23 protein-coding genes are annotated in these 22,787 nt (G+C 57.2%); 10 read left to right on the top strand and 13 right to left on the bottom strand.

Annotated elements, in window-relative coordinates:
- Positions 1 to 7: 7 nt before the first annotated feature.
- Genes thiB through ACTYEO_RS05440 form a run of 3 tightly spaced genes read left to right on the top strand, consistent with a single transcriptional unit; the run spans position 8 to position 3,211 of the window.
- Complete coding sequence (gene thiB / locus ACTYEO_RS05450) at positions 8 to 994, top strand: thiamine ABC transporter substrate binding subunit (protein ID WP_449322704.1); 987 nt, start codon at positions 8 to 10, stop codon at positions 992 to 994.
- Positions 970 to 2,535, top strand: a complete 1,566-nt coding sequence (locus ACTYEO_RS05445) for a thiamine/thiamine pyrophosphate ABC transporter permease ThiP (RefSeq protein WP_449322703.1) — start codon at positions 970 to 972, stop codon at positions 2,533 to 2,535. Before thiB ends, ACTYEO_RS05445 begins: the two co-directional genes overlap by 25 nt.
- A complete protein-coding gene (locus tag ACTYEO_RS05440) occupies positions 2,522 to 3,211 on the top strand; it encodes a thiamine ABC transporter ATP-binding protein (RefSeq protein WP_449322702.1) in 690 nt (229 codons plus the stop codon). Before ACTYEO_RS05445 ends, ACTYEO_RS05440 begins: the two co-directional genes overlap by 14 nt.
- 60 nt (positions 3,212 to 3,271) lie before the next feature.
- Here ACTYEO_RS05440 and ACTYEO_RS05435 read toward each other — a convergent pair whose 3' ends face one another.
- The 3 genes from ACTYEO_RS05435 to petA are packed head-to-tail and all read right to left on the bottom strand — an operon-like array spanning position 3,272 to position 6,034.
- A complete protein-coding gene (locus ACTYEO_RS05435; protein WP_449322701.1) occupies positions 3,272 to 4,069 on the bottom strand; it encodes a cytochrome c1 in 798 nt (265 codons plus the stop codon).
- 19 nt (positions 4,070 to 4,088) lie between these two features.
- Entirely contained in the window at positions 4,089 to 5,441 is a 1,353-nt protein-coding gene (petB, locus tag ACTYEO_RS05430; protein WP_449322700.1) for a cytochrome b, read from the bottom strand.
- 14 nt (positions 5,442 to 5,455) lie between these two features.
- On the bottom strand, positions 5,456 to 6,034 hold the full coding sequence (gene petA / locus ACTYEO_RS05425; RefSeq protein ID WP_449322699.1) for a ubiquinol-cytochrome c reductase iron-sulfur subunit: 579 nt from the start codon (positions 6,032 to 6,034) through the stop codon (positions 5,456 to 5,458).
- 238 nt (positions 6,035 to 6,272) lie between these two features.
- On the opposite strand from petA, the gene ACTYEO_RS05420 reads away from it, so the two are divergent.
- Positions 6,273 to 7,790 carry a malonate--CoA ligase gene (locus ACTYEO_RS05420; RefSeq protein WP_449322698.1) on the top strand — a complete coding sequence of 506 codons (1,518 nt, stop codon included), beginning with the start codon at positions 6,273 to 6,275 and terminating at the stop codon, positions 7,788 to 7,790.
- On the opposite strand, the gene ACTYEO_RS05415 is transcribed toward ACTYEO_RS05420, so the two are convergent.
- Genes ACTYEO_RS05415 through ACTYEO_RS05400 form a run of 4 tightly spaced genes read right to left on the bottom strand, consistent with a single transcriptional unit; the run spans position 7,766 to position 9,776 of the window.
- Positions 7,766 to 8,212 (bottom strand): GNAT family N-acetyltransferase, encoded by a 447-nt coding sequence (locus tag ACTYEO_RS05415; RefSeq protein WP_449322697.1) that lies wholly within the window; start codon positions 8,210 to 8,212, stop codon positions 7,766 to 7,768. The genes ACTYEO_RS05420 and ACTYEO_RS05415 overlap by 25 nt on opposite strands.
- Positions 8,209 to 8,814, bottom strand: a complete 606-nt coding sequence (locus ACTYEO_RS05410) for a glutathione S-transferase (protein WP_449322999.1) — start codon at positions 8,812 to 8,814, stop codon at positions 8,209 to 8,211. The genes ACTYEO_RS05415 and ACTYEO_RS05410 overlap by 4 nt, the downstream gene beginning before the upstream one ends.
- Positions 8,814 to 9,095 (bottom strand): hypothetical protein, encoded by a 282-nt coding sequence (locus ACTYEO_RS05405; RefSeq protein ID WP_449322696.1) that lies wholly within the window; start codon positions 9,093 to 9,095, stop codon positions 8,814 to 8,816. The genes ACTYEO_RS05410 and ACTYEO_RS05405 overlap by 1 nt, the downstream gene beginning before the upstream one ends.
- Positions 9,096 to 9,146: 51 nt before the next feature.
- On the bottom strand, positions 9,147 to 9,776 hold the full coding sequence (locus ACTYEO_RS05400) for an FMN-binding negative transcriptional regulator (RefSeq protein WP_449322695.1): 630 nt from the start codon (positions 9,774 to 9,776) through the stop codon (positions 9,147 to 9,149).
- 348 nt (positions 9,777 to 10,124) lie between these two features.
- On the opposite strand from ACTYEO_RS05400, the gene ACTYEO_RS05395 reads away from it, so the two are divergent.
- Positions 10,125 to 10,379 carry a hypothetical protein gene (locus ACTYEO_RS05395; protein WP_449322694.1) on the top strand — a complete coding sequence of 85 codons (255 nt, stop codon included), beginning with the start codon at positions 10,125 to 10,127 and terminating at the stop codon, positions 10,377 to 10,379.
- A 41-nt stretch (positions 10,380 to 10,420) separates the two neighbouring features.
- On the opposite strand, the gene mtaB is transcribed toward ACTYEO_RS05395, so the two are convergent.
- The 3 genes from mtaB to ACTYEO_RS05380 all read right to left on the bottom strand — a co-directional run bounded on the left by mtaB (position 10,421) and on the right by ACTYEO_RS05380 (position 13,643).
- The gene (gene mtaB / locus ACTYEO_RS05390; RefSeq protein WP_449322693.1) at positions 10,421 to 11,674 is read right to left on the bottom strand and encodes a tRNA (N(6)-L-threonylcarbamoyladenosine(37)-C(2))-methylthiotransferase MtaB; all 1,254 of its coding nucleotides are present in this window, start codon (positions 11,672 to 11,674) and stop codon (positions 10,421 to 10,423) included.
- Positions 11,674 to 12,510 (bottom strand): diaminopimelate epimerase, encoded by an 837-nt coding sequence (gene dapF, locus ACTYEO_RS05385; protein WP_449322692.1) that lies wholly within the window; start codon positions 12,508 to 12,510, stop codon positions 11,674 to 11,676. The genes mtaB and dapF overlap by 1 nt, the downstream gene beginning before the upstream one ends.
- A gap of 278 nt (positions 12,511 to 12,788) precedes the next feature.
- Positions 12,789 to 13,643 carry a porin gene (locus tag ACTYEO_RS05380; protein ID WP_449322691.1) on the bottom strand — a complete coding sequence of 285 codons (855 nt, stop codon included), beginning with the start codon at positions 13,641 to 13,643 and terminating at the stop codon, positions 12,789 to 12,791.
- A gap of 343 nt (positions 13,644 to 13,986) precedes the next feature.
- On the opposite strand from ACTYEO_RS05380, the gene ACTYEO_RS05375 reads away from it, so the two are divergent.
- The 3 genes from ACTYEO_RS05375 to holA all read left to right on the top strand — a co-directional run bounded on the left by ACTYEO_RS05375 (position 13,987) and on the right by holA (position 18,084).
- Positions 13,987 to 14,388 (top strand): DUF3576 domain-containing protein, encoded by a 402-nt coding sequence (locus tag ACTYEO_RS05375; protein WP_449322998.1) that lies wholly within the window; start codon positions 13,987 to 13,989, stop codon positions 14,386 to 14,388.
- An 84-nt stretch (positions 14,389 to 14,472) separates the two neighbouring features.
- Entirely contained in the window at positions 14,473 to 17,046 is a 2,574-nt protein-coding gene (gene leuS, locus ACTYEO_RS05370) for a leucine--tRNA ligase (RefSeq protein ID WP_449322690.1), read from the top strand.
- 12 nt (positions 17,047 to 17,058) lie between these two features.
- Positions 17,059 to 18,084, top strand: a complete 1,026-nt coding sequence (gene holA / locus ACTYEO_RS05365) for a DNA polymerase III subunit delta (protein WP_449322689.1) — start codon at positions 17,059 to 17,061, stop codon at positions 18,082 to 18,084.
- Between the two features lie 56 nt (positions 18,085 to 18,140).
- On the opposite strand, the gene ACTYEO_RS05360 is transcribed toward holA, so the two are convergent.
- Entirely contained in the window at positions 18,141 to 19,304 is a 1,164-nt protein-coding gene (locus ACTYEO_RS05360; RefSeq protein WP_449322997.1) for a TIGR03862 family flavoprotein, read from the bottom strand.
- 86 nt (positions 19,305 to 19,390) lie between these two features.
- Here ACTYEO_RS05360 and ACTYEO_RS05355 point away from each other — a divergent pair, with 86 nt between their 5' ends.
- Entirely contained in the window at positions 19,391 to 19,702 is a 312-nt protein-coding gene (locus tag ACTYEO_RS05355) for an HNH endonuclease (RefSeq protein ID WP_449322688.1), read from the top strand.
- On the opposite strand, the gene ACTYEO_RS05350 is transcribed toward ACTYEO_RS05355, so the two are convergent.
- Together ACTYEO_RS05350 and ACTYEO_RS05345 are read right to left on the bottom strand one after the other, a co-directional pair.
- Positions 19,699 to 20,319 carry an enoyl-CoA hydratase/isomerase family protein gene (locus ACTYEO_RS05350; RefSeq protein ID WP_449322687.1) on the bottom strand — a complete coding sequence of 207 codons (621 nt, stop codon included), beginning with the start codon at positions 20,317 to 20,319 and terminating at the stop codon, positions 19,699 to 19,701. The genes ACTYEO_RS05355 and ACTYEO_RS05350 overlap by 4 nt on opposite strands.
- Positions 20,316 to 21,068: an SDR family oxidoreductase gene (locus tag ACTYEO_RS05345; RefSeq protein ID WP_449322996.1), complete on the bottom strand. Its 753-nt coding sequence runs from the start codon at positions 21,066 to 21,068 to the stop codon at positions 20,316 to 20,318. The genes ACTYEO_RS05350 and ACTYEO_RS05345 overlap by 4 nt, the downstream gene beginning before the upstream one ends.
- A gap of 138 nt (positions 21,069 to 21,206) precedes the next feature.
- On the opposite strand from ACTYEO_RS05345, the gene ACTYEO_RS05340 reads away from it, so the two are divergent.
- Positions 21,207 to 22,754 (top strand): DUF2125 domain-containing protein, encoded by a 1,548-nt coding sequence (locus ACTYEO_RS05340; RefSeq protein WP_449322686.1) that lies wholly within the window; start codon positions 21,207 to 21,209, stop codon positions 22,752 to 22,754.
- Positions 22,755 to 22,787 lie beyond the last annotated feature (33 nt).

Genomic DNA, 22,787 nt, shown 5'->3' with positions numbered 1-22,787 from the left:
AGTGAATATGAAACACACCATCATAGCTGCGGGGTTGATTTGTCTTTCGGGGGCCGCCTTTGCGCAGCAACCCGTATTGACGGTCTATACCTATGACAGCTTTGCATCTGATTGGGGCCCTGGCCCTCAAATTGAAACAGCATTCGAGGCTGAATGTGCCTGCGATTTGCAATTCGTGACAGCAGGGGATGGCGCGGCGCTTTTGGCGCGTATCCGTTTGGAAGGCGAACGCAGCGATGCGGATATCGTCTTGGGGCTGGATACAAACCTGACCCATGCCGCAGCCGAGACGGGCCTTTTCGCGCCACATGGTGTTGAGCCTGAGGGCCTGACCCTTCCCATCGATTGGGATGATCAGACCTTCCTTCCCTTTGATTGGGGCTATTTCGCCTTTGTCCATAGCGCGGATCTTGCGGGCGTTCCCGCCAATTTCACCGATCTGGCCGAAAGCGATCTTCGCATTGTCATTCAGGACCCGCGCAGCTCAACCCCCGGTCTGGGTTTGTTGATGTGGGTGGAGGCAGCCTATGGCGCGGATGCCGCGACCATCTGGGACGGGCTTGCCGATAATATCGTCACCGTGACGCCCGGTTGGTCCGAGGCCTATGGCCTGTTCCTTGAGGGTGAAGCGGATATGGTTTTGTCCTACACGACTTCGCCCGCCTATCACCTGATCGCCGAGGAAGACGCCAGCAAAGCCGCTGCCGCCTTTGATGAGGGGCATTATATACAGGTCGAGGTTGCAGGTGTTCTTGCAGGCTCTGATCAGCCTGATCTGGCCGCCAGCTTCATGGAGTTCATGATCAGCGATGCCTTCCAGTCGGTTATTCCGACAACCAACTGGATGTATCCTGCGGCATTGTCAGCTGAAGCCCTGCCTGAGGGGTTTGAGACCCTGATCCAGCCTCAGGAGGCTTTGTTGCTTTCGCCTCAGGATGCGGCTGCGCGCCGTGATGCGGCATTGGAGACATGGCAAACCGCCCTCAGCCAATAAGTGCTCTTGCAGGGATCGGCGCGGCGGTTGCCGCGTTGGTCCTTGCAGCGATGCTTGTGCCGCTTGGCACGGTTTTCCTGCATGCTGAGGGGGCGTCGAGCCTCCGCGCGGCTGACTGGGCGGCTCTGCGCTTTACGCTGCTACAGGCGCTGCTTTCGGCGCTGGTGAGTGTCCTGTTGGCCATCCCCGTTGCACGCGCTTTGGCGCGGCGCAGTTTCATGGGCCGCCGCGCTGTGATTACGCTGATGGGTGCCCCTTTTGTGCTGCCTGTGATCGTGGCGGTGATGGGCTTGCTGGCCGTTTTCGGGCGTAGTGGCTGGGTCAGCCAAGGGTTGGAGATATTCGACCTGCCACAGATCGAAATCTATGGATTGCATGGCGTGGTTCTGGCCCATGTCTTCTTTAATCTGCCGCTGGCCGTGCGCCTTGTGTTGCATGGTTGGCTTGCCATCCCGTCCGAGCGGTTTCGCTTGGCCCGTTCACTCGGCTTTTCCGCCTCTGACATGCAACGCCATTTCGAATGGCCGATGCTGCGCGCCACCCTTCCCGGGGCTTTTCTGGTGATCTTCCTGCTTTGCACCACCAGTTTTGCGGTTGCCCTGATCCTTGGCGGGGGGCCGCGTGCCACAACTGTTGAACTGGCGATCTATCAGGCCTTCCGATTCGAGTTTGACCTGACCCGTGCCGCCCTTCTGGCCATGATTCAGGTTTGTATCTGTGCGGGCGCAGGCCTGTTCCTTCTATGGAGAGCTGCGCCGCAAAGGCTTGGGGTGGGGCTGGACCGCCCGTTGGAGTTCAAAGCCCCCCAAGGCGCGGTTTTGCGGGTGCAAGATACGCTTGCGATAGGGGCGGCGGGGTTGTTTCTTGTGATGCCCTTGGCGGCGCTTTTGCTTGGCGGGATCGGCGATGTCTTGTCTTTGCCCCAAAGCGTTTGGCAGGCGGCGATCCGATCTGTGATCATGGCTGTCCTTTCAGCGGGGCTGGCCGTTGGTTTTGCCTTGCCCATGGCGGCACTGATGGCCCGCCAAGGCTGGCGGCTTGGGGTTGATGTGGTGGGGGCCTTGTCAATCGCGGTCTCGCCTTTGGTGATCGGAACGGGGGTGTTCCTTCTGGTCTTTCCATTCACCAACCCAACGCAATTGGCCCTTCCCGTGACGGTTTTTGTGAATGCATTGATGAGCCTTCCTTTTCTGCTGCGTGCCTTGGCCCCTGCCTATCTTCAGGCCGAGCGCGCCCAAGGCCGATTGGCCGATACTTTGGGGCTGCGCGGTTGGAACCGTTTGCGCCACGCGATCCTGCCGCGACTGATGCGCCCGCTTGGGTTTGGCGCGGGCCTTGCGGCGGCTTTGTCGATGGGTGATTTGGGCGTGATCGCCTTGTTTTCGTCCCCCTCGCAATCAACTCTGCCCTTGGAGATGTATCGCCTCATGGGGTCCTACCGTACCAATGATGCGCAAGGGGCGGCCGTTTTGCTTTTGTTTTTAAGCCTTGGCCTGTTCTGGCTGTTTGACCGTGGAGGACGTGTGAATGCTAAAGCTTGACGCGGTGGAGATCAGCCAAGGCAGTTTTACCCTGCGCGCTGATCTGGAGCTGGCCAAGGGCGGGCGATTGGCCGTCATGGGGGCATCTGGCAGCGGGAAGTCGACCTTGCTCAACCTGATTGCGGGCTTTTTGATCCCCGATCAAGGCCGTATTTTGCTTGATGGTCAGGAGGCAACTCAAAGGGATGTCGCGGAGCGTCCGCTGTCTATTCTGTTCCAAGACGGCAATGTCTTTCCGCATCTGAATGTCTTCGACAATGTGGCGCTTGGTGTCTCCCCCTCGCTGAAGCTGGATGCGGCTGCGCGGGCGCGTATCCCCATGGCGCTTGCGCAAACGGGTTTGGAGGGGATGGAGGAGCGCATGCCAGCGGATTTGTCAGGCGGGCAGCAATCGCGCATCGCGCTTGCGCGAGTCTTGGTGCGCGACAGGCCTTTGGTGCTGCTGGACGAGCCGTTTGCAGCGCTTGATCCGGGTTTGAAACGCGAGATGGCCGTGCTGCTGGATGCGCTTTGCAAGAAGGCGGGCCTGACCCTTGTGATGGTGACCCATGACCTGCGCGATGCCGAGATGCTCTGCGAGGATGTCATTGTGCTGGAGAAGGGCGAGATCGCTTTGAACCGCCCCTTGGCAGGGATCAGGGAAAATACGCCCGCTGCCCTTCGCCCTTGGCTTTGAGCCCCCAATAAAAAACGCGCCCCAAATTGGAGCGCGTTCTTTTTTGTCTATGTCGCTGGCTTACTCAGCAGGCTGCTGACCTTTGGCGCGGGCCTTAACAGGGGCCCAAAGCCGCTTATTGGTCAGATAGAGGAGTGCCGCCAGAAGGCCGAGCAGGATAAAGGCGGTGAAGCCCATCCGCTTGCGGTCCATCAGGTTTGGCTCAGCCGCCCACATCAGGAAGGCCGATACGTCCAGAGCCATGCTCTCGATGTCATTTGGCGACCCATCCGCATATTCAACCTGACCGTCCCAAAGCGGTGGGGCCATCGCGATCAAACCATAGGTGTCATTCTCGTAGAAATAGCTGCCGAACTGCTCGACTTCTTCACCTGTGTAATGGGTGAGAAGCGATGCAATATATTCGGGGCCGCCCATTCCGCGAAGGAATTGGTTGATCCCGAGGCCATAGGGGCCGCTGAAGCCCGCACGTGCCTTTGCCATCAGGCTCAGGTCAGGTGCGTTTTCCAAGTTCGAGCCACCGAAATGGTCATTCGGTGTAGCTGTGCGCCAATCGTCGATCGTTGGATCGAAGACTTCGAACTGTGCGGCATAGGCACGAACCTGATCCTCGGAATAGCCAAGGCCATCCTCGTCGGTCATCGCGCGGTAAGGCACATATTGGAGACCGTGACAGGCCGAGCAGACCTCGGTGAAGACCTGAAGGCCGCGCTGCAGCTGCGCCTGATCATAGGCACCAAACGGACCTTGGAAGGAGAAGCTGTAGTCTTCTACATAACCTTCTGCGCCCGCCGCCATTACAGCACCCGAGGAAAGGGTCAGAGCAGCCAGCGTGCTGATTGCAAGTTTCCTGAACATGTCAGTTACGTCCTTTCTCTCACTCTGCCGGAACTTTGGCACCCGATGGCGCGGAGCCAGCTTCGGATTTGCCAGAGTAATGGGCATTGAAGTCTTCTTCGATGGTCGCGGGTGGTGTGTTCGGCTTCTCGAGAACGCCAAGCAGTGGCAGGATCACGAGGAAGTAAGCGAACCAGTAGGTCGACCCGATCAATGCGATATAGGGGTAGATACCTTCGGCTGGCATCGCGCCTGCCCACATCAACACGAAGAAGTTGATAACGAAGACCCAGAACCATGCTTTGAACATCGGACGGTAGCGGCCCGAACGTACGCTGGATGTATCCAGCCATGGCACCAGAGCCATCACGATGATCGCGCCGAACATTGCAAGCACGCCAAAGAACTTCGCGTCGACAATGCCGCCTGTCAGGAAGTCAGCCGCGATAACGACCCATACTTCCGTGTCGAAGGCCCGCAGGATCGCGTAGAATGGCAAGAAGTACCATTCAGGAACGATATGCGCGGGCGTGACCAGCGGGTCGGCCTCGATATAGTTATCGGGGTGGCCCAGATAGTTCGGCATGAAGCCGACAAGGGCGAAGAACACCGCAAGGATCACCGCCAGAGCGAAGAGATCCTTGATCACGAAGTAAGGCCAGAATGGCAGGGTGTCTGCCTCGGCGTCTTTCTTCGATGTGCGACGCACCTCAACACCTGTCGGGTTGTTATTACCCGTAGTGTGGAAGGCCCAAACATGCACGATCACGAGGCCCAGAATGACGAAGGGCAGCAGATAGTGCAGCGACAAGAAGCGGTTCAGCGTGGCGTTATCCACGGCAGGTCCGCCCAGAAGCCATGTCTGCAGGGCTTCACCAACAAAGGGGATCGCGCCGAACAGGCCGGTGATCACGGTCGCACCCCAGAAGGACATCTGCCCCCAAGGAAGAACGTAGCCCATGAAGGCCGTGCCCATCATCAGCAGATAGATCAGCATGCCGATGATCCATGTGACTTCGCGGGGCGCTTTATACGAGCCGTAATAAAGGCCACGGAAGATATGCGCATAAACCGCGATAAAGAAGAGCGACGCGCCGTTCTGGTGGATATAGCGGATCGCCCATCCTCCGTTCACGTTGCGCATGATATGCTCAACCGATGCGAATGCGAGATCGACATGCGGGGTGTAATGCATCACCAGAATGATGCCCGTGATGATCTGCATCACGAGGCAGAAAACCAGAACGATGCCCCAGATCCACATCCAATTGAGGTTTTTGGGCGTGGGGATCATCAATGTGTCGTACATCAGCGAAACGATTGGAAGGCGCTTGTGGAGCCACTTTTCGCCATCCGTTTTCGGTTCGTAATGGTCGTGGGGAATACCTGACATCTGTCTTTTCCTCCTTAACCGAGAACTAGGGTTGCATCATCCACGAACTCAGCCGCGGGGATGTGAAGATTTTCGGGTGCGGGACCACGGCGGATACGTCCTGCCGTGTCGTAATGCGAACCGTGACAAGGGCAGAACCAGCCACCGAAATCACCAGCACCATCACCGAGCGGAACACAGCCCAAATGGGTGCAGACGCCCTGCATGACCAACCACTCGCCCGAGTTTTCACCATCGGGTGTGGTCAGGGTGCGGTTTTCATCCGTTGCTGGCACGTCGCCATCAAGGTTGGGGTTGCGGGCGATCTGGTCGACCAGCTCGCTGACTTCAACCGAACGGCCTGCCTCGATTTCATCGGCGGTACGACGACGAATAAAGACGGGCTTGCCAAGGAACAGCACAGTCAACTGTGTGCCCTCGGATACGCCGGATACGTCAACGCGCAAGCGTGACGCGGCCTGCACATCGGCCGATGGGTTCATTTGGTTTACCAGCGGCCAAACGGCTGCGCCGGCCACTACTGCACCTGTACCACCCGTCGCATAGTATAGAAAGTCGCGCCGCGTGCTGGACTGGTCTTCTGCGTGTGACACTAATGCGTCTCCCTTTCTCAGTGATCCAAACCCTTGGATCAGAAAAACCTGCAGGGCCACGGGAATCCCCCATAGCCAATCTCCCGCGTATTTATGGAATGCAACGATAGGCGTCCAGCGGACAAACGCGCGCAGCGAGGCCGAAATGTCGCAGGCAAAACCGAAGAAAGAGGCTCTCGCTTCGGGCTTTGCGGCCAGATACACTAAATTGTGACCTCAATAGACGGGAGAATTCCTTGTGACCAACACCTTGATTGACGCCCTGCAAAAGGGCGCAAAGGCCAATCCAGACAGGGTTTTCGCGCGTTTTCCAGATGGCGCCACACGGTCACGGGGGGATCTGTTCAAGGGGGCCGCGCGTATGGCGCAGGCCCTGATCACGCTTGGCCTGGCACCAGGGGATCGGGTTGCTGTTCAGGTCGAAAAAACTTTGGCGGCATTGGAGCTTTACCTCGGAACCGTGATGGCAGGCGGCGTTTTTCTGCCGCTGAACACGGCCTATACCCCGACAGAGGTTGAATATTTCCTCTCAAACGCCACCCCGACAGTGTTTGTATGTGACCCCAAAAAGCGCACAGCCCTAATGCCTGTTGCGGGTGGGGCGGGTTGCCGCCATGTCGAGACGCTGGATGCGGATGGGGCAGGTTCGCTTGCGGATAAAGCTGCGACTGCTGCGCCTTTGGCCGAAGCGGTTGCGCGCGGTGACAATCAGCTTGCTGCAATTCTTTACACATCTGGCACGACGGGGCGTTCGAAAGGGGCGATGCTCAGCCATCTTGCGCTTTTGTCCAATAGCCGCGCCTTGGTGGATCACTGGCGCTTCACCGAAGAGGACATGCTGATCCATGCCTTGCCAATTTATCATACGCACGGGCTCTTTGTGGCCTCGAATGTCGCGCTTTTATCGGGTGCATCCGTGCATTTCCTGCCCGGATTCAATGCCGATGCGATTCTGGATGCCATGCCTGAAGCAACCGCGCTGATGGGTGTGCCCACCTTTTATACGCGCCTCTTGGCTGATCCGCGCCTGACCAAAAGCCATGCTGCCAATATGCGCCTGTTTATTTCGGGCTCCGCCCCTTTGCTGGCTGAAACCCATAAGGAATGGGAGGCCCGAACAGGCCACCGTATTCTGGAACGCTATGGCATGACGGAAACCAATATGAACACCTCCAACCCCTATGAGGGCGAGCGCCGAGCAGGCACTGTGGGCTTTCCCCTACCGGGTGTCGAATTGCGGATCATGGGCGAAAATGGCGAGGAAGTGCCAAAGGGCGAGATCGGTATTCTGGAAGTGCGCGGCCCGAATGTGTTTTCAGGCTACTGGCAAATGCCCGAGAAAACCCGCGAAGAGCTTCGCGAGGATGGTTGGTTCATCACAGGTGATTTGGGGCGTTTGGATGAAGATGGCTATGTCATCATCGTCGGGCGCGGCAAGGATTTGGTGATTTCGGGCGGCTTCAATGTCTACCCCAAGGAGGTCGAAGAGGTGATCGATGATCTTGGCGGTGTTCTGGAAAGCGCCGTGATCGGCGTGCCGCACCCTGATTTTGGCGAAGCCGTTGTCGCGGTGGTTGTGCCTGACGGGGGTCAGCCTCTCTCGGAGGAGGCGATCATCGCTGATATCTCTGTAAAGCTTGCCAAGTTCAAACAGCCCAAAAAGGTCATTTTTCTGGAGGCTTTGCCACGAAATACGATGGGCAAGGTTCAGAAAGCCGCGCTTAGAGAAAGCTATGCAGGGCTTTTTGCGGGGTGAAAGGACAGGGTCATGCGGCGATGCAGGATGCCGCTTCCGTCATCGAATTCGGGGCCATCGGCAACAAAGCCAAGCCCTTCGTAAAAGGGCAATGCATAGGTTTGCGCATCCAGCACAGCCCCCTCAAATCCGTTTTCTTTGGCATGGCGAAGGACAAAATGCATGATTTTGCGGCCCAACCCCGTGCCACGGTGATCAATGACAACCGCTACACGGCCGATTCTTGCAGCCTTTCCATCACGGTAAAGCCGCGCTGTCGCGCAAGGGCCTGTATCGCCCCACGCTAGAAAATGCGTTGCGTCATCATCGATGCTGTCCCATTCCTCAGCCTCGGGAATGCCTTGTTCATCAATGAAAACCGCACGGCGGATCGAAAAGCATTCCTGCAGGGCGTTTTGGGTCAGCGCGGGGCCAATTTTCATGCGCTTGCAGGGTCAGTTGCAGCCATTGAGGCGCGTGCGGAAAACCCTTCAAACCAAGCCGCCAATGCGGGGCGGTTGCTGCGCCAACCCCTGTCATCATGACGAAAGTCGAGATAGCCAAGCGCGGAGGCAATGGCGATCTGGCTCATATCAAGCGGGCCGTGAAGATGGCTCATCCAGCGGGCTTCAATCACATCCAATGTGCGGGCGATCTTTGTCCATTGCCCGTCCAGCCAAGGTTGAAACACCATTTCCTCGGGGCGAAAACGTTTCTCATAGGTGATCCCGACCGAGGCCTCCATGATGCCATCTGCGGTGGCCTCCAGCGTCAGCACCTCCCAGAGGCGATCCTCGGGGTAAAGCCCTGCCTTGGCATGGTCATTCAGGAAGCGCGTGATGACCCGACTGTCATAAAGGGTAGTCCCTTCATCGCGCACCAGAGCGGGAATTTTCCCCAAAGGATTGGCCGCATTTAGCGCGTCTTCACCCCCTAGGGGCGAGGCCGTGACCTGAACAAATTCTACATCCTCAATCGCTGCTTCATGCAGCAGAATAACGGTTTTGCGCACGAAAGGCGAAGCGGGAGAGCCGAGAAGTTTCATCATGGAACGCGTGTTACCTTTATACGGGCAAGCCCTGTTGCATCTATCTTGATGGCCTTGCCGCTTTGTCCGAACCGATAAACCCGTGTCCAACGCGCAGCGCCGTTCACCTGACCATCGGATTTGCGAAAGCTGGCCCCCTCAGGCAGATCATCCATCGCATCTTCGACATTCTGATCCAGCCTTCCAGAGGATAGGCTCCGCGTTGCGGCATAAGTGGCCAAAGCCACAGCGCCATAGCGCAAGGCGAGGCCTGCAATCGGGGCGAATTGGATAGCCATGCGTCCCTCCTTCAAGGTTGGGTATTATCTAGGGGCTCGGCAGGGCTTTGTCTATTGGCCGCCTTTTATGGCCCCTCGCATCAGGGCCGAGATCAAACCCGTTTCCTGCCCGATTGGAGAGCTGGCAACATGCTGCGCCGCGCTTTCGCGCGCATTGTCGGTTTTGTTCTGGTTCAGCTTCCATGTACCATCGACCTGCTGCACCTCAAAGCGAAAAGGCAGGATGGCGCGCATCAACTTATCCAATGCATCTTCGGGCATCTTGTCGGCGGTCCAAGCAGGTTTTGGGCTTAGCATCGCCTCGAAATGGGCGGATAATCGATCAAGCTGGTCGCGCATCAACCCGTGATCCAGCGGGTGCAGCACACCGCGCAGATGAACCGCGACATAGTTCCATGTCGGCACTTGCGCGGGGTCTCCGTACCAATCTGGTGAGATATAGGCATCAGGCCCGCTGACCGCGATGACTGCGGGGGTGGGCGAGGTGACGGCCCGCGCAATGGGGTTAGTGCGGACAAGATGTAATTCGGCACTGTCACCTAATTCATTCAAAACAAATGGAATATGCGAGATGAGCGGGGAAGGCTCAGCATTTATCGAGAGCATACCAAAGCCACGCTCACGCGCATAATCAAGGTTCCGATTATCGGGTTCGTTGCGAAAGGCGGGATTTGGATGCATCGCTTATTGGACCTTTGGAAATGGAACCAAGTTCTATAGTTAAAGGCTTAGTCATCGCCCGTCATGTCCAACATCAGATGCTTCTAGTGGAGCGGCCCAATTTGGACAAACATGCGCGCTGTTTTAAGGATAGGTATAACAGGTGCACTTTGTTTGGCGCTGACTTCTAGGCGTCGTTCTTATCCTTTTTGGACATCACTCCCTGTTTTGGGATTACCTAAAAGACATAGAAGCAGGAAAGGACGTTTTGCTACTGGTTTCCTTGACATGATGGGAAGGTTTAGCAACGCTTGATCGTAATTTTAATAAAAAGATCCGCGGCTTATTGGCGGGTATATTGGAATAGGTATGAGAATAAGAAACGCAGCAATTAAGGCCGCCATCGTTCTGGTGCCGTCTTACATTATGGCCTTTTTGACTGAGCAGATGGTGTATGTTGTTCCAATGCTTGCTGCCTCAAGCTTCTTTGCTGGCGCGGTAGACTTCAGCGAAAAAACAAACCGCCGAAGAGTCGACGAAGATGAAGCGGACCAAGGCGACCAATACGATGAATACGAAGTGACCTCGACAAACGAAGTGTCTGATACAGTAGATGTAGACTGAACCCATCGTAGAAATGATGAAGTATCTATCCGCTTGGCGACCTATACGCTTAGTCTTTGCCCGTCATGTCCCGCGATTGTACTTGTGATGATCTGCCCCTCGGGCTGGTCACTGTCAAAGCTGACCTCGGTGAATTGCTCGGTCCGACCGATGCGCGGGGTCTCGATCAGAACTTTATGCCTGCGTCCGATCTGTGCATCCAGATGCATAGCAACGCGTTTTTCGCCTGCCGCCCGCAGTTTCGCAGCGCGGGCCTTGATGATCGGGCCAGACACGGCAGGCATCTTGGCAGCAGGCGTGCCTTGCCGCGCGGAATAGGGGAAGACGTGAAGCCAAGTCAGCCCGCATTCCTCGACCAGTTTCAGAGAGTTTTCAAAATGCGCATCGGTTTCCGTTGGAAAACCCGCGATAATATCCGCGCCAAAGGTCATCTCGGGGCGCAATTTGCGCGCCTCCTCGGAAAAGCGGATCGCGTCATCGCGCAGATGGCGGCGTTTCATGCGCTTGAGGATCAGATCATCGCCATGCTGCAGGCTTAAATGGAGATGCGGCATAAGGCGTGGCTCGGTCGCGATGGCCTGCATCAGGTTGTCATCCACTTCGATCGAGTCGATGGATGAAATCCGCAAGCGCGGCAAATCAGGCACTAGTTTCAGGATGCGCATGACAAGATCGCCAAGTTTCGGCTCGGCTGGCAGATCAGCGCCCCATGAGGTCAGATCAACGCCTGTCAGCACCACTTCATTGAAACCGCGCCCGACCAGTCTTTTGATTTGCTCGACCACGACACCTGCAGGGACCGAGCGTGAATTGCCGCGGCCATAGGGAATAATGCAGAAGGTGCAGCGATGGTCACAGCCGTTTTGCACCTGCACATAGGCCCGATGCCGCCCGAACCCGTCGATCAGATGGCCTGCGGTTTCGGTGACAGACATGATATCATCGACCATCACCTTTTCGGTTTCGCCAATGAAATCGGGGCTGGAGAGGCTCTTCCATGTCTCGGCTTGCATCTTCTCGGTATTGCCGATGACCAGATCAACCTCCCCCATCGCGCTGAAGGTTTCAGGCTCGGTCTGGGCGGCGCAGCCTGTGACAATCAGCTTGGCGTCTGGGTTTTCACGGCGGAGTTTTCGGATTTCCTGACGCGCTTTGCGCACGGCCTCGGCGGTGACGGCGCAGGTGTTCACAACCACGGCATTATCCACGCCTGCGGCGGCGGATAGCTCCTTCATCGCCTCAGTTTCATAGGCGTTCAATCTACAACCGAGCGTATGGAACACGGGCGCTGACATCACAGCGCCTCCAGAAAGGCCTGCGTCAGGGTGCCAGTGAAGACATGCGCCGTTGGCCCTGTCATCCAGACGCCATCCTGGCGCCAATCAATGAAAATATCGCCGCCATCCAGAGTGAGCTTGACCTTGCGCCCCGTCAAACCGCGCCGCGCGGCAGCCACGGCAACAGCGCAAGAGGACGACCCAGAGGCCAAAGTGATGCCAGTGCCCCGCTCCCAAACCCGCATGCGCAGATGATCTGGGCCGATGAGGCTGGCAAATTGCACATTGGTGCGCTCGGGGAAAAGCGGGTGATGTTCGATCTCGGGGCCGCGCGTGGCCAGCTCGATGGCCTCGGCGTCCTCCACGAAAAAACTGCAATGCGGGTTGCCCATGCTGGTTCCAACAGGGTCGCCCTCAAGGGGCAAATGCAGGCTATCCACCGCCTCAGCCAGTGGAATATCCTGCCACTCCAACTGCGGTGCGCCCATATTGACCGATGTCAGGCCATTGCCTGCATCTAACGCTTGAAGCAGCCCGCGCTCGGTACGCAGGGTCAGTGCGGATTTCCCGCTTTGGACCATTTCATGGCGGGCGATACAGCGGGTGGCATTGCCGCATGTGGCTGAATGCGAGCCATCGGCATTGAAGAAGGTGAGCTTCAGATCGGCTTCGGTGTCGGCTTCAATGATTGCCAATTGGTCAAACCCGACGCCGCGATGACGATCCGCCAAAGCGCAGGCCAACGCCGCCGTCATCTTGAGAGGCGTGCGCCGCGCGTCGAGGACCACGAAGTCATTGCCAAGCCCGTGCATCTTCATGAAAGGCAGGCCGTTATATGCGTCAGAATGGGACATGGGCAGGCCTATACAGGTTTGCTGAGCCAAGGGAAATCCTGCTTGGAAACCGCGCACCGCTAAGAAACCGCCTGTCTGAGCCGTTCGAAATACATTGACTTAGACATTCTTCATCGGCCAGAGCTGGCGCGGTGTTCTGTGATTAGTCCGATATTTTGACCTGACTAACCGGAGGACTGGCTTTCAAGCATATATATTCAGGGCGAAACGCCCCCTCGTGCAAAAGAAAAGAGCGGGCACAAGGCCCGCTCTCTCGTATTCTCTATGATCCGTTAGGATTAGAAAGAGAAGTTGATGCCGAGATCCATTACAGTGTTGTCAGCAGCATTCTCGCCAACACCACCTGCAACGGAAACACCGCCACCGAGGCCGTAGCTGAAGCCAACGCCAAACGCGTCAGTTTCTACTGTGCCTGTCTCGGAGCTTGCGTAAGCAGCGGAGAGAGTCAGCGCATCGTTTACAGCGTAAGCAGCGTGCAGACCGTAGGAGTCTGTGTCGTTGCCAGTTGCTACCGAAACCTGCTGGATGAAGAGCTGCAGGGATACGTCGGAGATGCCGTACTTAACCAACAACTGTGTGGTCTCGTCGCCAGTTGCATCTTCTTTGCCGTAGCCGAGAGTGATGTCTGCACCAGCAACTGCGTAGTTGAACGCTACTGCCATGTCATCGTTTACGGAGTTGCCCGAAATGGTCACACCGAAATCGCCGAACGAGTATGCGTAGGACATGTCTGCGGAAGAGTTCAGGTCAACCTCTGCAACATTATCGATGCCGATGCCGTCAAAACCGATGTCGGACATGCCGAAGTCGTTTGCTGGGTCGAGGTTACCGAAGGATACGGTGCCGAAAGTGCCAGACACGCTTACTTCTGCATCGCCGATCGAGTTGGTGTCAGCGGCGGCTGGGCCGGACTGCTCCGAGTCGAGGTCGATGGATGCGCTAACTGTTACGCCACCGTCAGTGGTTGTTGTACCAACAACGTTGAAGTCCAGCTCGGTGTGAACGAATGGGTCTTGACCAGCAACACCAGTGTCACGAACACCTGCGTTACCGCCACCAGTGATGGTGATATCTGCCTGGGCTACGCCAGCAGTGGCTACCAGAGCAGTAGTAGCGAAGAGAACCTTTTTCATGGTTTTTCCCTCGAATTGATTAAATTTGTTACCTCAACACGGGGAAGTCCGAATTGAGTATGCCTTTCTCTCTTACTTCCACGGTTTGATTGCAAGAAAGCTGAACAACCCGTCCTGATGTTCCAGCCAGGATGGTGCAGACATGTCACAGTCGATTTTTCGGCCTCTATATCTAGGGCCTTGCCGCTTTTCGGGGGCTAGGCTACCAAGGCTGCGTGAATGCTGAGAATAAGAGGGGCAGCACGATATGAAGATTTCAGGGCTCGTATTGGTCTGCGCTTTGGGTGTGACGAGCTTTACACTTGGTGCATGTGGGAGGTTTGGCGACTCGTTCGGTGGTGAAATGACGGCCGAGACAGAGGAGCAGATGATCGCGAACGGTGTCTTGCCAGACCCCAATCGTGAAACGCTGTTCGACTTGTTCACCAATGCCGATGATCCCAATGTCACCGTGGAGGTAAACCGCTACCTGTGGAACGCCTCGCTCGAGATTCTGGACTTCATGCCCATTGAGGCGGCTGATCCGTTTTCTGGTGTGATTGTATATGGATACGGCACACCGCCTGGCGGCGGGCGCGCATACCGCGCCACTGTTTATGTGCAGGACCCTGCGCTTGATGCACGATCGCTTCGCGTTGCGTTGGCAACACGTGGCGGTGCCGTGAACCGCGAGACATCGCGCCAAGTCGAAGATGCCATCCTGACGCGTGCGCGCCAGCTCCGTATCCGCGACGCTGGCCTCTAGACCCCGCGCGAGAGCAGGCTTAAACACACGCCGGGCAAATGCCCGGCGTTTTTCGTTCTACCAGACGACCCGAGAGGAATTGATATGTCCCGCTATGAGCCAAGCACCATCGAGCCGAAATGGCAAAAAGCATGGGATGATGCTGAAGTCTTCCTCGCCAAACGCGATGAAAGCCGCCCGAAATACTACGTGCTGGAGATGTTCCCCTATCCATCGGGCCGTATCCATATCGGGCATGTCCGCAACTACACCATGGGCGACGTGATTGCCCGCTATAAGGCAAGCACGGGCCATAATGTGTTGCACCCGATGGGCTGGGACGCGTTCGGTATGCCTGCCGAGAATGCCGCCATGGAAAATGGCGGACATCCGGGTGATTGGACCTATCAGAATATCGATATCATGCGCGGCCAAATGAAGCCTTTGGGCTTATCCATCGATTGGAGCCGCGAGTTTGCCACCTGCGATCCCGAATATTACGGCCAGCAACAGGCGCTTTTCCTTGATATGTTGGAAACGGGCCTCGTCTATCGCAAGAACGCCGTGGTCAATTGGGACCCCGAGGATATGACCGTTCTCGCCAATGAACAGGTGATTGACGGGAAGGGTTGGCGCTCGGGCGCTGAGGTGGAGCGGCGCGAGTTGACCCAATGGTTCTTCAAAATCTCAGATATGGCGGATGAGCTGCTAACAGCGCTGGACGGTCTGGATGACTGGCCCGAAAAAGTGCGCCTGATGCAGGCCAATTGGATCGGCAAGTCGCGCGGTCTGCAATTCGGCTTTGGCCTGACCGAAGCCGTGGGCGGCCATGATCGGATCGAAGTCTATACAACGCGGCCCGATACGCTGATGGGTGCAAGTTTTGTGGGCATCTCGCCCGATCATCCTTTGGCCAAGGAGCTGGAAGCAGAACGCCCTGAGATCGCGGAATTCTGTGCCGAGTGTCGCAAGGGTGGCACAACGGCAGAGGCGCTGGAGAAAGCCGAAAAAATGGGGTTCGATACAGGCCTGACGGTACGCCACCCCTTTGACACGGCTTGGGAATTACCCGTCTATATCGCCAATTTCATCCTGATGGATTACGGCACAGGCGCGATTTTTGGCTGCCCCGCGCATGACCAGCGCGACCTCGATTTCGCGCGGAAGTATGAGCTGCCCGTCGCCTCCACCTATGCGCCCGCAAAACCTGATGAAGGCTTCACCGCGCCCGAGGAGGGTGGCGAGGCCTATGTGCCGCCAAAGACCGAAAAGGTACATTACGTCAAAGGCTTCGCAGGCGAGGACATGCAGACGGGGGCCGATGGTATCGACGCGGCCATCGCCTTTTGTGAAGCCAATGGTGTTGGCCAAGGCGTCACGAAATTCCGCCTGCGCGATTGGGGGTTGAGCCGCCAACGTTACTGGGGCTGTCCGATTCCCGTTGTTCATTGTGATGCTTGTGGTGTGGTTCCCGAGAAAAAGGAAAACCTGCCGATTGAATTGCCCAAGGATGTCACCCTCGACATTCCGGGCAATCCGCTTGATCGCCATCCGACATGGCGCAATTGCATTTGCCCTGCCTGCGGTGCCGATGCGCTGCGCGAGACGGACACGATGGACACCTTCGTGGATAGCTCTTGGTATTATGCGCGCTTCACCTCGCCGCGCGCCTCGACGCCGACTGTGGCTGAGGACGCGGAGTATTGGATGAATGTGGACCAATACATCGGCGGTATCGAGCATGCGATCTTGCACCTGCTTTACTCGCGCTTCTTTGCGCGCGCGATGCAGGTCACAGGCCATTTGCCCGAAACCGCGAAGGAGCCGTTCAATGCCCTGTTCACACAAGGCATGGTGACCCACGCGATTTTCCAAACCCGCGATGCCAAGGACCGCCCCGTTTATCACTTCCCCGAGGATGTGGAGCTGCGCGACGGCAAGGGCTTTACCAAGGACGGCACAGAAGTGGAGATCATCCCTTCGGCCAAAATGTCGAAATCCAAGAAAAATGTGGTCGATCCCGTCAATATCATTGCGCAATACGGCGCTGATACCGCGCGTTGGTTCGTGTTGTCCGACAGCCCTCCCGAGCGGGATGTGGAATGGACGGCCTCAGGCGCTGAGGCTGCGTTCAAGCATCTGGGCCGTGTCTGGATGCTGTGTGACCGCATTTCCCAAATGGATAAAGCCGCTGCGGGCGAGGGGGATGACGAGCTGCTGCGCGCCATGCATCGTGCGATCGTGGATGTCACGAACGGGATCGAAAGCTTTGGCTTTAATGCAGCGATTGCAAAGCTTTACGGCTTCACCAATGTCTTGAGCAAATCCAAGGCCAGCCATGCCGTCCAGCGTGAGGCCTTGATGGTCTTGGCGCAATTGATGTCGCCGATGACGCCGCATCTGGCTGAAGATATCTGGGCGCATCAAGGCGGCGAGGGGTTGGTTGCAAAAGCCCCTTGGCCCGTGGCGGATGAGGCCATGCTGGTTGAGGATACGGTGACCCTGCCGATCCAGATCAATGGCAAACGCCGTTCCGAAGTGACCGTCTCCAAGGAGGCGTCAAAGGAAGAGGTTGAAAAAATCGCGCTTGCGGATGAGGCTGTTCAAAAGGCGCTGGAAGGCCGTGCGCCCAAGAAGCTCATCGTTGTGCCGGGGCGTATCATCAATGTCGTCATCTGATCGAAGCCAGATATGAAGCTCTCTACCCGCGACGCAAATGTGTATTTTAAGCGTCCTGATCAATCTGCCACGGGCTGTTTGATCTATGGCGCGGATGCGATGCGGGTGGCGATCAAGCGGCAGGATCTTTTGCAGAACCTGCTGGGAGAGAATGCAGATAGCGAGATGCGTCTTGCCCGTATTCCTGCGGGGGATCTGCGCTCGGACCCTGCTGGATTGATTGATGCGATCAAGGCGACAGGCTTTTTTCCCGGCGCGCGCGCTGTTTTTGTCGAAGACGCCGCTGACGGTCTGGCCCCTGTGATCAAGGCAGCGCTTGAAGAATGGTCCGAAGGGGATGCGCAGATCATCGTGACTGCCAAGCAATTAACCGCGAAATCTGCGCTTCGGAAATTGTTCGAGACTCATAAGCGCGCATATGCCGTTGGCATTTATGATGATCCGCCAAGCCGTGACGAAATCGAGGCCGATCTGAAAAACGCAGGCGTGGCCGAGATTGACCGCACGGCAATGGCCGATCTGACATCGCTGGCGCAAGCCCTTGATCCAGGTGATTTTCGCCAGACGGTCGAGAAGCTGGCGCTGTTCAAGTTGGACGACACCACGCCTGTGACCTCTGAGGATGTTGCGGCCTGCGCGCCTGCAACCATTGAGGCCGAGATTGATGATATCCTGCATGCCGCCGCCGAAGCGCAGGCGGGCGCAATCGGGCCTTTGGTGGCGAAACTGGGTGGCCAAGGCACCCAGCCCGTGGGGCTTTGCATTGCGGCATTGCGCCATTTTCGGGCTTTGCACGCTGCCGCTGCCCATCCAAATGGCCCTGTCGCGGGTTTGATGGCGATGCGCCCACCCGTTTTCGGCCCCCGCCGAGATCGCATGTCGCGGCAGGCGCAGGCTTGGGGGCTGTATCGGCTGGAAGATGCTTTGCGTCTTTTGGTAGATACCGATTTGCAGCTTCGCTCCAGCCAGCAGGCACCACAAATGGCCTTGATGGAACGTGCGCTGATCCGTTTGGCGATGATGCCGCGCGGACGATAAGGGAAGTTTTGCGGCCTGTATTGGGCCTGCTCCAGCCCTGTTTTCCGCCCCTTTGCTTAAGCCTTGAACTGTGCGGCCGCGCGCCCTGCCCAAGCGCCAGTGGCAAAACAGGCAGATAGAAGATAGCCACCTGTCGGCGCTTCCCAATCCAGCATCTCGCCTGCACAAAAGACATTGGGCAAGGCGCGCAGCATTAGGTGTTCATCCAGCGCATCCCATGTGACACCGCCGGCGGTCGAGATCGCCTCATCCATCGGGCGGGGGCCTTGGTGCGCAATAGGCAGTGCTTTGAGGCGTTCGGCCAAGGTGCGATCATCAGCAGGCAAGGGCCGCCCGAATTCCATGACAAGAGCGAGTTTCGCCCCTGAAAGCCCAAGTCGTTTGCGCAGGCGGTTTGACAGGGTTTCCTTGGCTTTGGCACCGCCAAGCTTTGCAACAATCTGCGCGACTTCCAATTGCGGTAAAAGATCAAGCGCCAGATCAGCCCCCTCGCGCAGCGCTTTGGAAACGGCATAGATGCCGCCGCCCTCAATCCCTCGCGATGACAGGACAAATTCGCCACTGACCCTGTGCTCACCCGCGATCAGGGTGACGGATTTTATGGGCTGGCCGAGATGCGCTGCCATATGATTAGACCACGCAACTTGAAAACCCATATTCGCAGGCTTGAACGGGGCAACCGGCACTCCTTTTTGCGCCAGCCATTCCACCCAAGCGCCATCCGAGCCAAGCCTTGCCCAACTGCCGCCACCCAAGGCCAGCACGGTGACTTTTGGCTGGATCAGGCGGGTGCCATCTGGTGTGTCAAAGCGGAAAGCATCGGCATGCCATCCAGTCCAGCGCCAGCGGGTGCGGGTTTCGACATTGAGGTCTTGCATCCAAGCCCGCAGCAAGGGCGAGGCTTTCATCGCCTTGGGAAAGACGCGCTTGGACGTTCCAGTGAACACTTCTTGGCCAAGGGCACGCGCCCAATCTTGCACGGCCTCTGGAGGGAAGGCCTCCAGCATCGGGCGAAGAGGTTCGGCGGCCTCCATATAGCTGGCGAGAAAGACCTCGAAACCCTCATCCTTGGTCAGGTTCAGTCCCGATTTGCCAGCCATCAGGAATTTGCGCCCAACCGATGGTTTTGCTTCGGTGATCACAACCCGCCGCCCTGCGCGCGCCAATTCGCTTGCAGCCATCAAGCCCGCAGGGCCTGCGCCGATCACCAATGCATCAATGAGCTCTGCTGTTTCGCTCAACGGCCCTTGCCTTTTGTTCAATTCCCACCACCCTCTTGGCCTGAGCGCAGCCAAAGACGCAAGCCATGAGCCCTGACACAGACCCGATTTGCCCCTTTTGCCACCGCCCCATCCCCCCCGAGGCGAAGCAAAGCCTGCATCACCTGATCCCCAAGCTGCGCGGCGGCAAAGGGGGGCCTACAGTCTTGTTGCATCAGATCTGTCATAATGAAATCCATGCAACACTGTCTGAGGCCGAGCTTGCGCGCAGCTATAACAACGTCGATGCGCTGCGTGCCCATCCAAGGCTTGCGACATTCATCAAATGGATCAGCAAGCGCCCGCCCGAGTTTCATTCCAAAACATCCGGTGGCAGGCGGGCATGGAAGAACCGCTAGCTACAAAGCGTTTTGATCCCGCGGAGCACCTTGGATTTGCCTGCCAGCGCATCCGCCGCGAGTGATTTGGCATGCTCCAACAGGTCATCAGGCTCAAGAATACATTCGATCAACCCGAAAGACAGCGCGTCTTCAGCCGTAATCTTCTGACCGCCAAGCAGGATCAATTTCGTGCGCGCAGGACCGATCAGGGCGGACATGCGGCCGGGATCAGAGGGTTGTGGCAAAAAGCCGAGCTTGGCCACGGGGTAGAAAAACCGCGCCTGTGGCACAGCAATCCGCAGGTCGCAGGCCAGTGCCATGCCAAAGGCCCCGCCCGCCAAAGTGCCGTTGAGCGCGGCAATCGTGAGGCAAGGCAGGCTTGCAATCGCGCCCGAGAGCCTTTCCCACAAGGGTGAGGTCGCAAGCCCCGCATGCGCTTCTTCCAGATCGGCCCCTGCACTGAATACGCGCGCGCCTGATCCCGTCAGAATCATGGCGCGGATCGCGTGATCTGTCTGGGCATCTTCGGCAATCTGGGACAGCTCTTCCAGCATCGCGGTAGTTAGGGAATTCGCCTTATCAGGCCGATCCAGCGTGACAATCCAAAGCCCATCTTCACGGTCCAGACGGATCATTCGATCAACCCAATACGGCGGCGGAGGTTTTCATCGCGCAACGAGAGTTCGGTTCCAACGAGGCCATCCGCATCCGCGCTGCACATCCAGAGCAAGCATTCCGCAGGCCATTCGGCGGGAATATGCACCTCCCAATCCAATTGGCTGACAGGGTTGATGCCCGAGGCCTTGATGTCGCGCTGCATATCCGTGGCAACGGTTCCAGGCGACAGACCCATCGCACGGATGCCTTTCGAAGCATATTCCTTATGAAGACAATCTGTCAGCATCGCCGCTCCCGCCTTGGAGGTGCAATAGGCGCTCCATGCTTCTAGCGGGTTATGGGCTGCGCCCGAACTGATCGTGATAATGGTGCCGCCACCTTGGTCGAGCATGCTCGGAAGGGCGGCATGGATGCCGTTAAAAACGCCTTTGATATTGATATCGATCACCTGCCCCCAAGCTTCGGGATCGGCATCGCCGATATGCGTAATCGGATCAATCACGCCTGCATTATTGATCACGATATCGATGCTGCCGAAGGCCTCTTTCGTGGCGTTCATCGCGGCCTCGACCTCCCAATAGCGGCTGACATCGCAAGGAATGGCGAGCGCTTTTTCGCCAATTTCGCCCGCCAGATCGGCAATCGCCTCGCGTGACCGCGCAAGCAGCGCAATATTGGCACCAGCGCGTGCAAATATGCGTGCAGCGGCCTCTCCGATACCTCGGCTTGCGCCCGTGATGACCACAGTTTTTCCGGTGAGATCTATCTTGCCAGCCATATCGCCGTTCCTTTTTGATCAATGTGAAGCAAAGAGTTCACAATTGCGCTTCAGCCAAAGCTTCCCTTGACCCGCAGCGCCTTGGCGTCAAACATTGCCTTAAATTTCTTCGATGGAAAGTCAGTTATGCCCCAGCCCAAGTTATTCGTTTTGTATATGTCGACCGCAACGCTTTTCATGGGCGCGCCCGCGCTGGCTGAACTTACCGCGCAGGAGCTTTGGGCGGAATGGCAGAGCTTTAATGAAACCATCGGTCAGCAGGTTGAGGCGGCATCCGTTCAGGAAACAGGAAGCGGGTTGACCATTTCGGGCGTCACCTCGACTGCAATCCAGCAAGGTGTCACCTCGACCTCCAGCATTGATGAAATCACCATGACGGAAAACGGCGATGGCACTGTGTCGGTGGCCTTCTCTGACACCTATACCATCATTACATCGGCCGAAGTCTCCTCCAGTGGTGGTCTTCCTCCGAAGGCGGGCGATGCACCTTTGCCTTTGCCCAATGCAGCGGCTGCTGATTTGGAGATGACGATCAGCGGCATGTCCAGCGCCACAATGACTGTCTCGCAAGACGGTGATGACAGGCTTTACGATTATGACGCGCCCTTGCTGGTTTTGACCATGGCACCGCTTGATGGCCCGCAAGGCATTGAGGAGGATATTACCCTCTCGATGAATATGACCAATTCCACCGCGCAATATCGTTTATCGGATGCGCAGAGCGAGACCGCCGAGCTTGGCTTTTCTGGCACAACGCAAGCGCTGTCGGGGGCTCTTTCGGTGATTGGGGGCGGCACAAACATCTCGTTTAATTTTGCGGTCCAAGACCTCTCGAATGAGGGGGGAATCGATATGGAGTCTTACGCCAGATTTGCCCAATTCGACCCGAATGCTGTGCCCGAAAACCTGATGATGCGGCTGGATGGCAGCTATGCCTCGGGCAGTTACCAGATGCTGGTGCTTGATGGCGGCACGACCCTGACCTCGAACGGGTCGAACGAGGGTGGTGATGTGACGATGGCCTTTGCCGATGGCGGGATGCAGTTGGGCATGTCGACCCAAAGCCCGAGCATCCAGATGTCTGGCTCTGATCTGCCCGCTCCGATCAGCGTATCGGCGGCATCATCCGAGTTCAGCCTGACCCTTCCAATCGAGGCCCTGCCCGAACCCAATGAAATGGCGCTCCGCATTGATTATCAGGATCTGATCCTTGGGGATGATCTGTGGGATGCCTTTGATCCTGGTCGCAATATCCCGCGTGATCCCGCCACCCTGACGGTCGATCTGACGGGTGAGGTGCAGATGTTCCAAAGCCTTCTCGCGGTTGACCCTGAGACAATGCAAGGCCCTCCAGGCGAGTTGCGCTCGGCCCAATTGAACGAATTGACACTATCGGCGGCTGGCGCAAGCCTTGCTGGTGCGGGGCAGGTTATGTTCACGCCCGGACAGCTTGTTCCCATGCCGATTGGTCAGATCGATCTGACGGCATCAGGCCTGTTCGGTTTGTTGGACCGTCTGACAGCGGCGGGTTTTCTGCCTGCAGAACAGGCGGCCATGGCGCGCGGTGTCTCGGCCATGTTCGCCAGTCCCGGTGCGGGGCCAGATACATTGGAATCGACAATCGAGTTCACCCAAGATGGGGGCATCACAGCGAATGGTTTTCCCCTGCGATAGGAAGGGTTTGGTGTAGGGCATCTTGCACCAAGG

This window comes from Rhodophyticola sp. SM2404 (assembly GCF_053570515.1).
The sequence above is the reverse complement of the archived record's forward strand: the minus strand, read 5'-3'. Positions and strand labels throughout refer to the sequence as shown.

Coding starts and splice junctions, on each gene's coding strand:
- thiB (WP_449322704.1), top strand. CDS start 8: ATGAAACACACCATCATAGCTGCGGGGTTGATTTGTCTTTCGGGGGCC.
- ACTYEO_RS05445 (WP_449322703.1), top strand. CDS start 970: ATGGCAAACCGCCCTCAGCCAATAAGTGCTCTTGCAGGGATCGGCGCG.
- ACTYEO_RS05440 (WP_449322702.1), top strand. CDS start 2,522: ATGCTAAAGCTTGACGCGGTGGAGATCAGCCAAGGCAGTTTTACCCTG.
- ACTYEO_RS05435 (WP_449322701.1), bottom strand. CDS start 4,069: ATGTTCAGGAAACTTGCAATCAGCACGCTGGCTGCTCTGACCCTTTCC.
- petB (WP_449322700.1), bottom strand. CDS start 5,441: ATGTCAGGTATTCCCCACGACCATTACGAACCGAAAACGGATGGCGAA.
- ACTYEO_RS05415 (WP_449322697.1), bottom strand. CDS start 8,212: ATGAAAATTGGCCCCGCGCTGACCCAAAACGCCCTGCAGGAATGCTTT.
- ACTYEO_RS05410 (WP_449322999.1), bottom strand. CDS start 8,814: ATGAAACTTCTCGGCTCTCCCGCTTCGCCTTTCGTGCGCAAAACCGTT.
- ACTYEO_RS05405 (WP_449322696.1), bottom strand. CDS start 9,095: ATGGCTATCCAATTCGCCCCGATTGCAGGCCTCGCCTTGCGCTATGGC.
- ACTYEO_RS05400 (WP_449322695.1), bottom strand. CDS start 9,776: ATGCATCCAAATCCCGCCTTTCGCAACGAACCCGATAATCGGAACCTT.
- ACTYEO_RS05395 (WP_449322694.1), top strand. CDS start 10,125: ATGAGAATAAGAAACGCAGCAATTAAGGCCGCCATCGTTCTGGTGCCG.
- mtaB (WP_449322693.1), bottom strand. CDS start 11,674: ATGTCAGCGCCCGTGTTCCATACGCTCGGTTGTAGATTGAACGCCTAT.
- dapF (WP_449322692.1), bottom strand. CDS start 12,510: ATGTCCCATTCTGACGCATATAACGGCCTGCCTTTCATGAAGATGCAC.
- ACTYEO_RS05380 (WP_449322691.1), bottom strand. CDS start 13,643: ATGAAAAAGGTTCTCTTCGCTACTACTGCTCTGGTAGCCACTGCTGGC.
- ACTYEO_RS05375 (WP_449322998.1), top strand. CDS start 13,987: ATGACGGCCGAGACAGAGGAGCAGATGATCGCGAACGGTGTCTTGCCA.
- leuS (WP_449322690.1), top strand. CDS start 14,473: ATGTCCCGCTATGAGCCAAGCACCATCGAGCCGAAATGGCAAAAAGCA.
- holA (WP_449322689.1), top strand. CDS start 17,059: ATGAAGCTCTCTACCCGCGACGCAAATGTGTATTTTAAGCGTCCTGAT.
- ACTYEO_RS05355 (WP_449322688.1), top strand. CDS start 19,391: ATGAGCCCTGACACAGACCCGATTTGCCCCTTTTGCCACCGCCCCATC.
- ACTYEO_RS05350 (WP_449322687.1), bottom strand. CDS start 20,319: ATGATCCGTCTGGACCGTGAAGATGGGCTTTGGATTGTCACGCTGGAT.
- ACTYEO_RS05340 (WP_449322686.1), top strand. CDS start 21,207: ATGCCCCAGCCCAAGTTATTCGTTTTGTATATGTCGACCGCAACGCTT.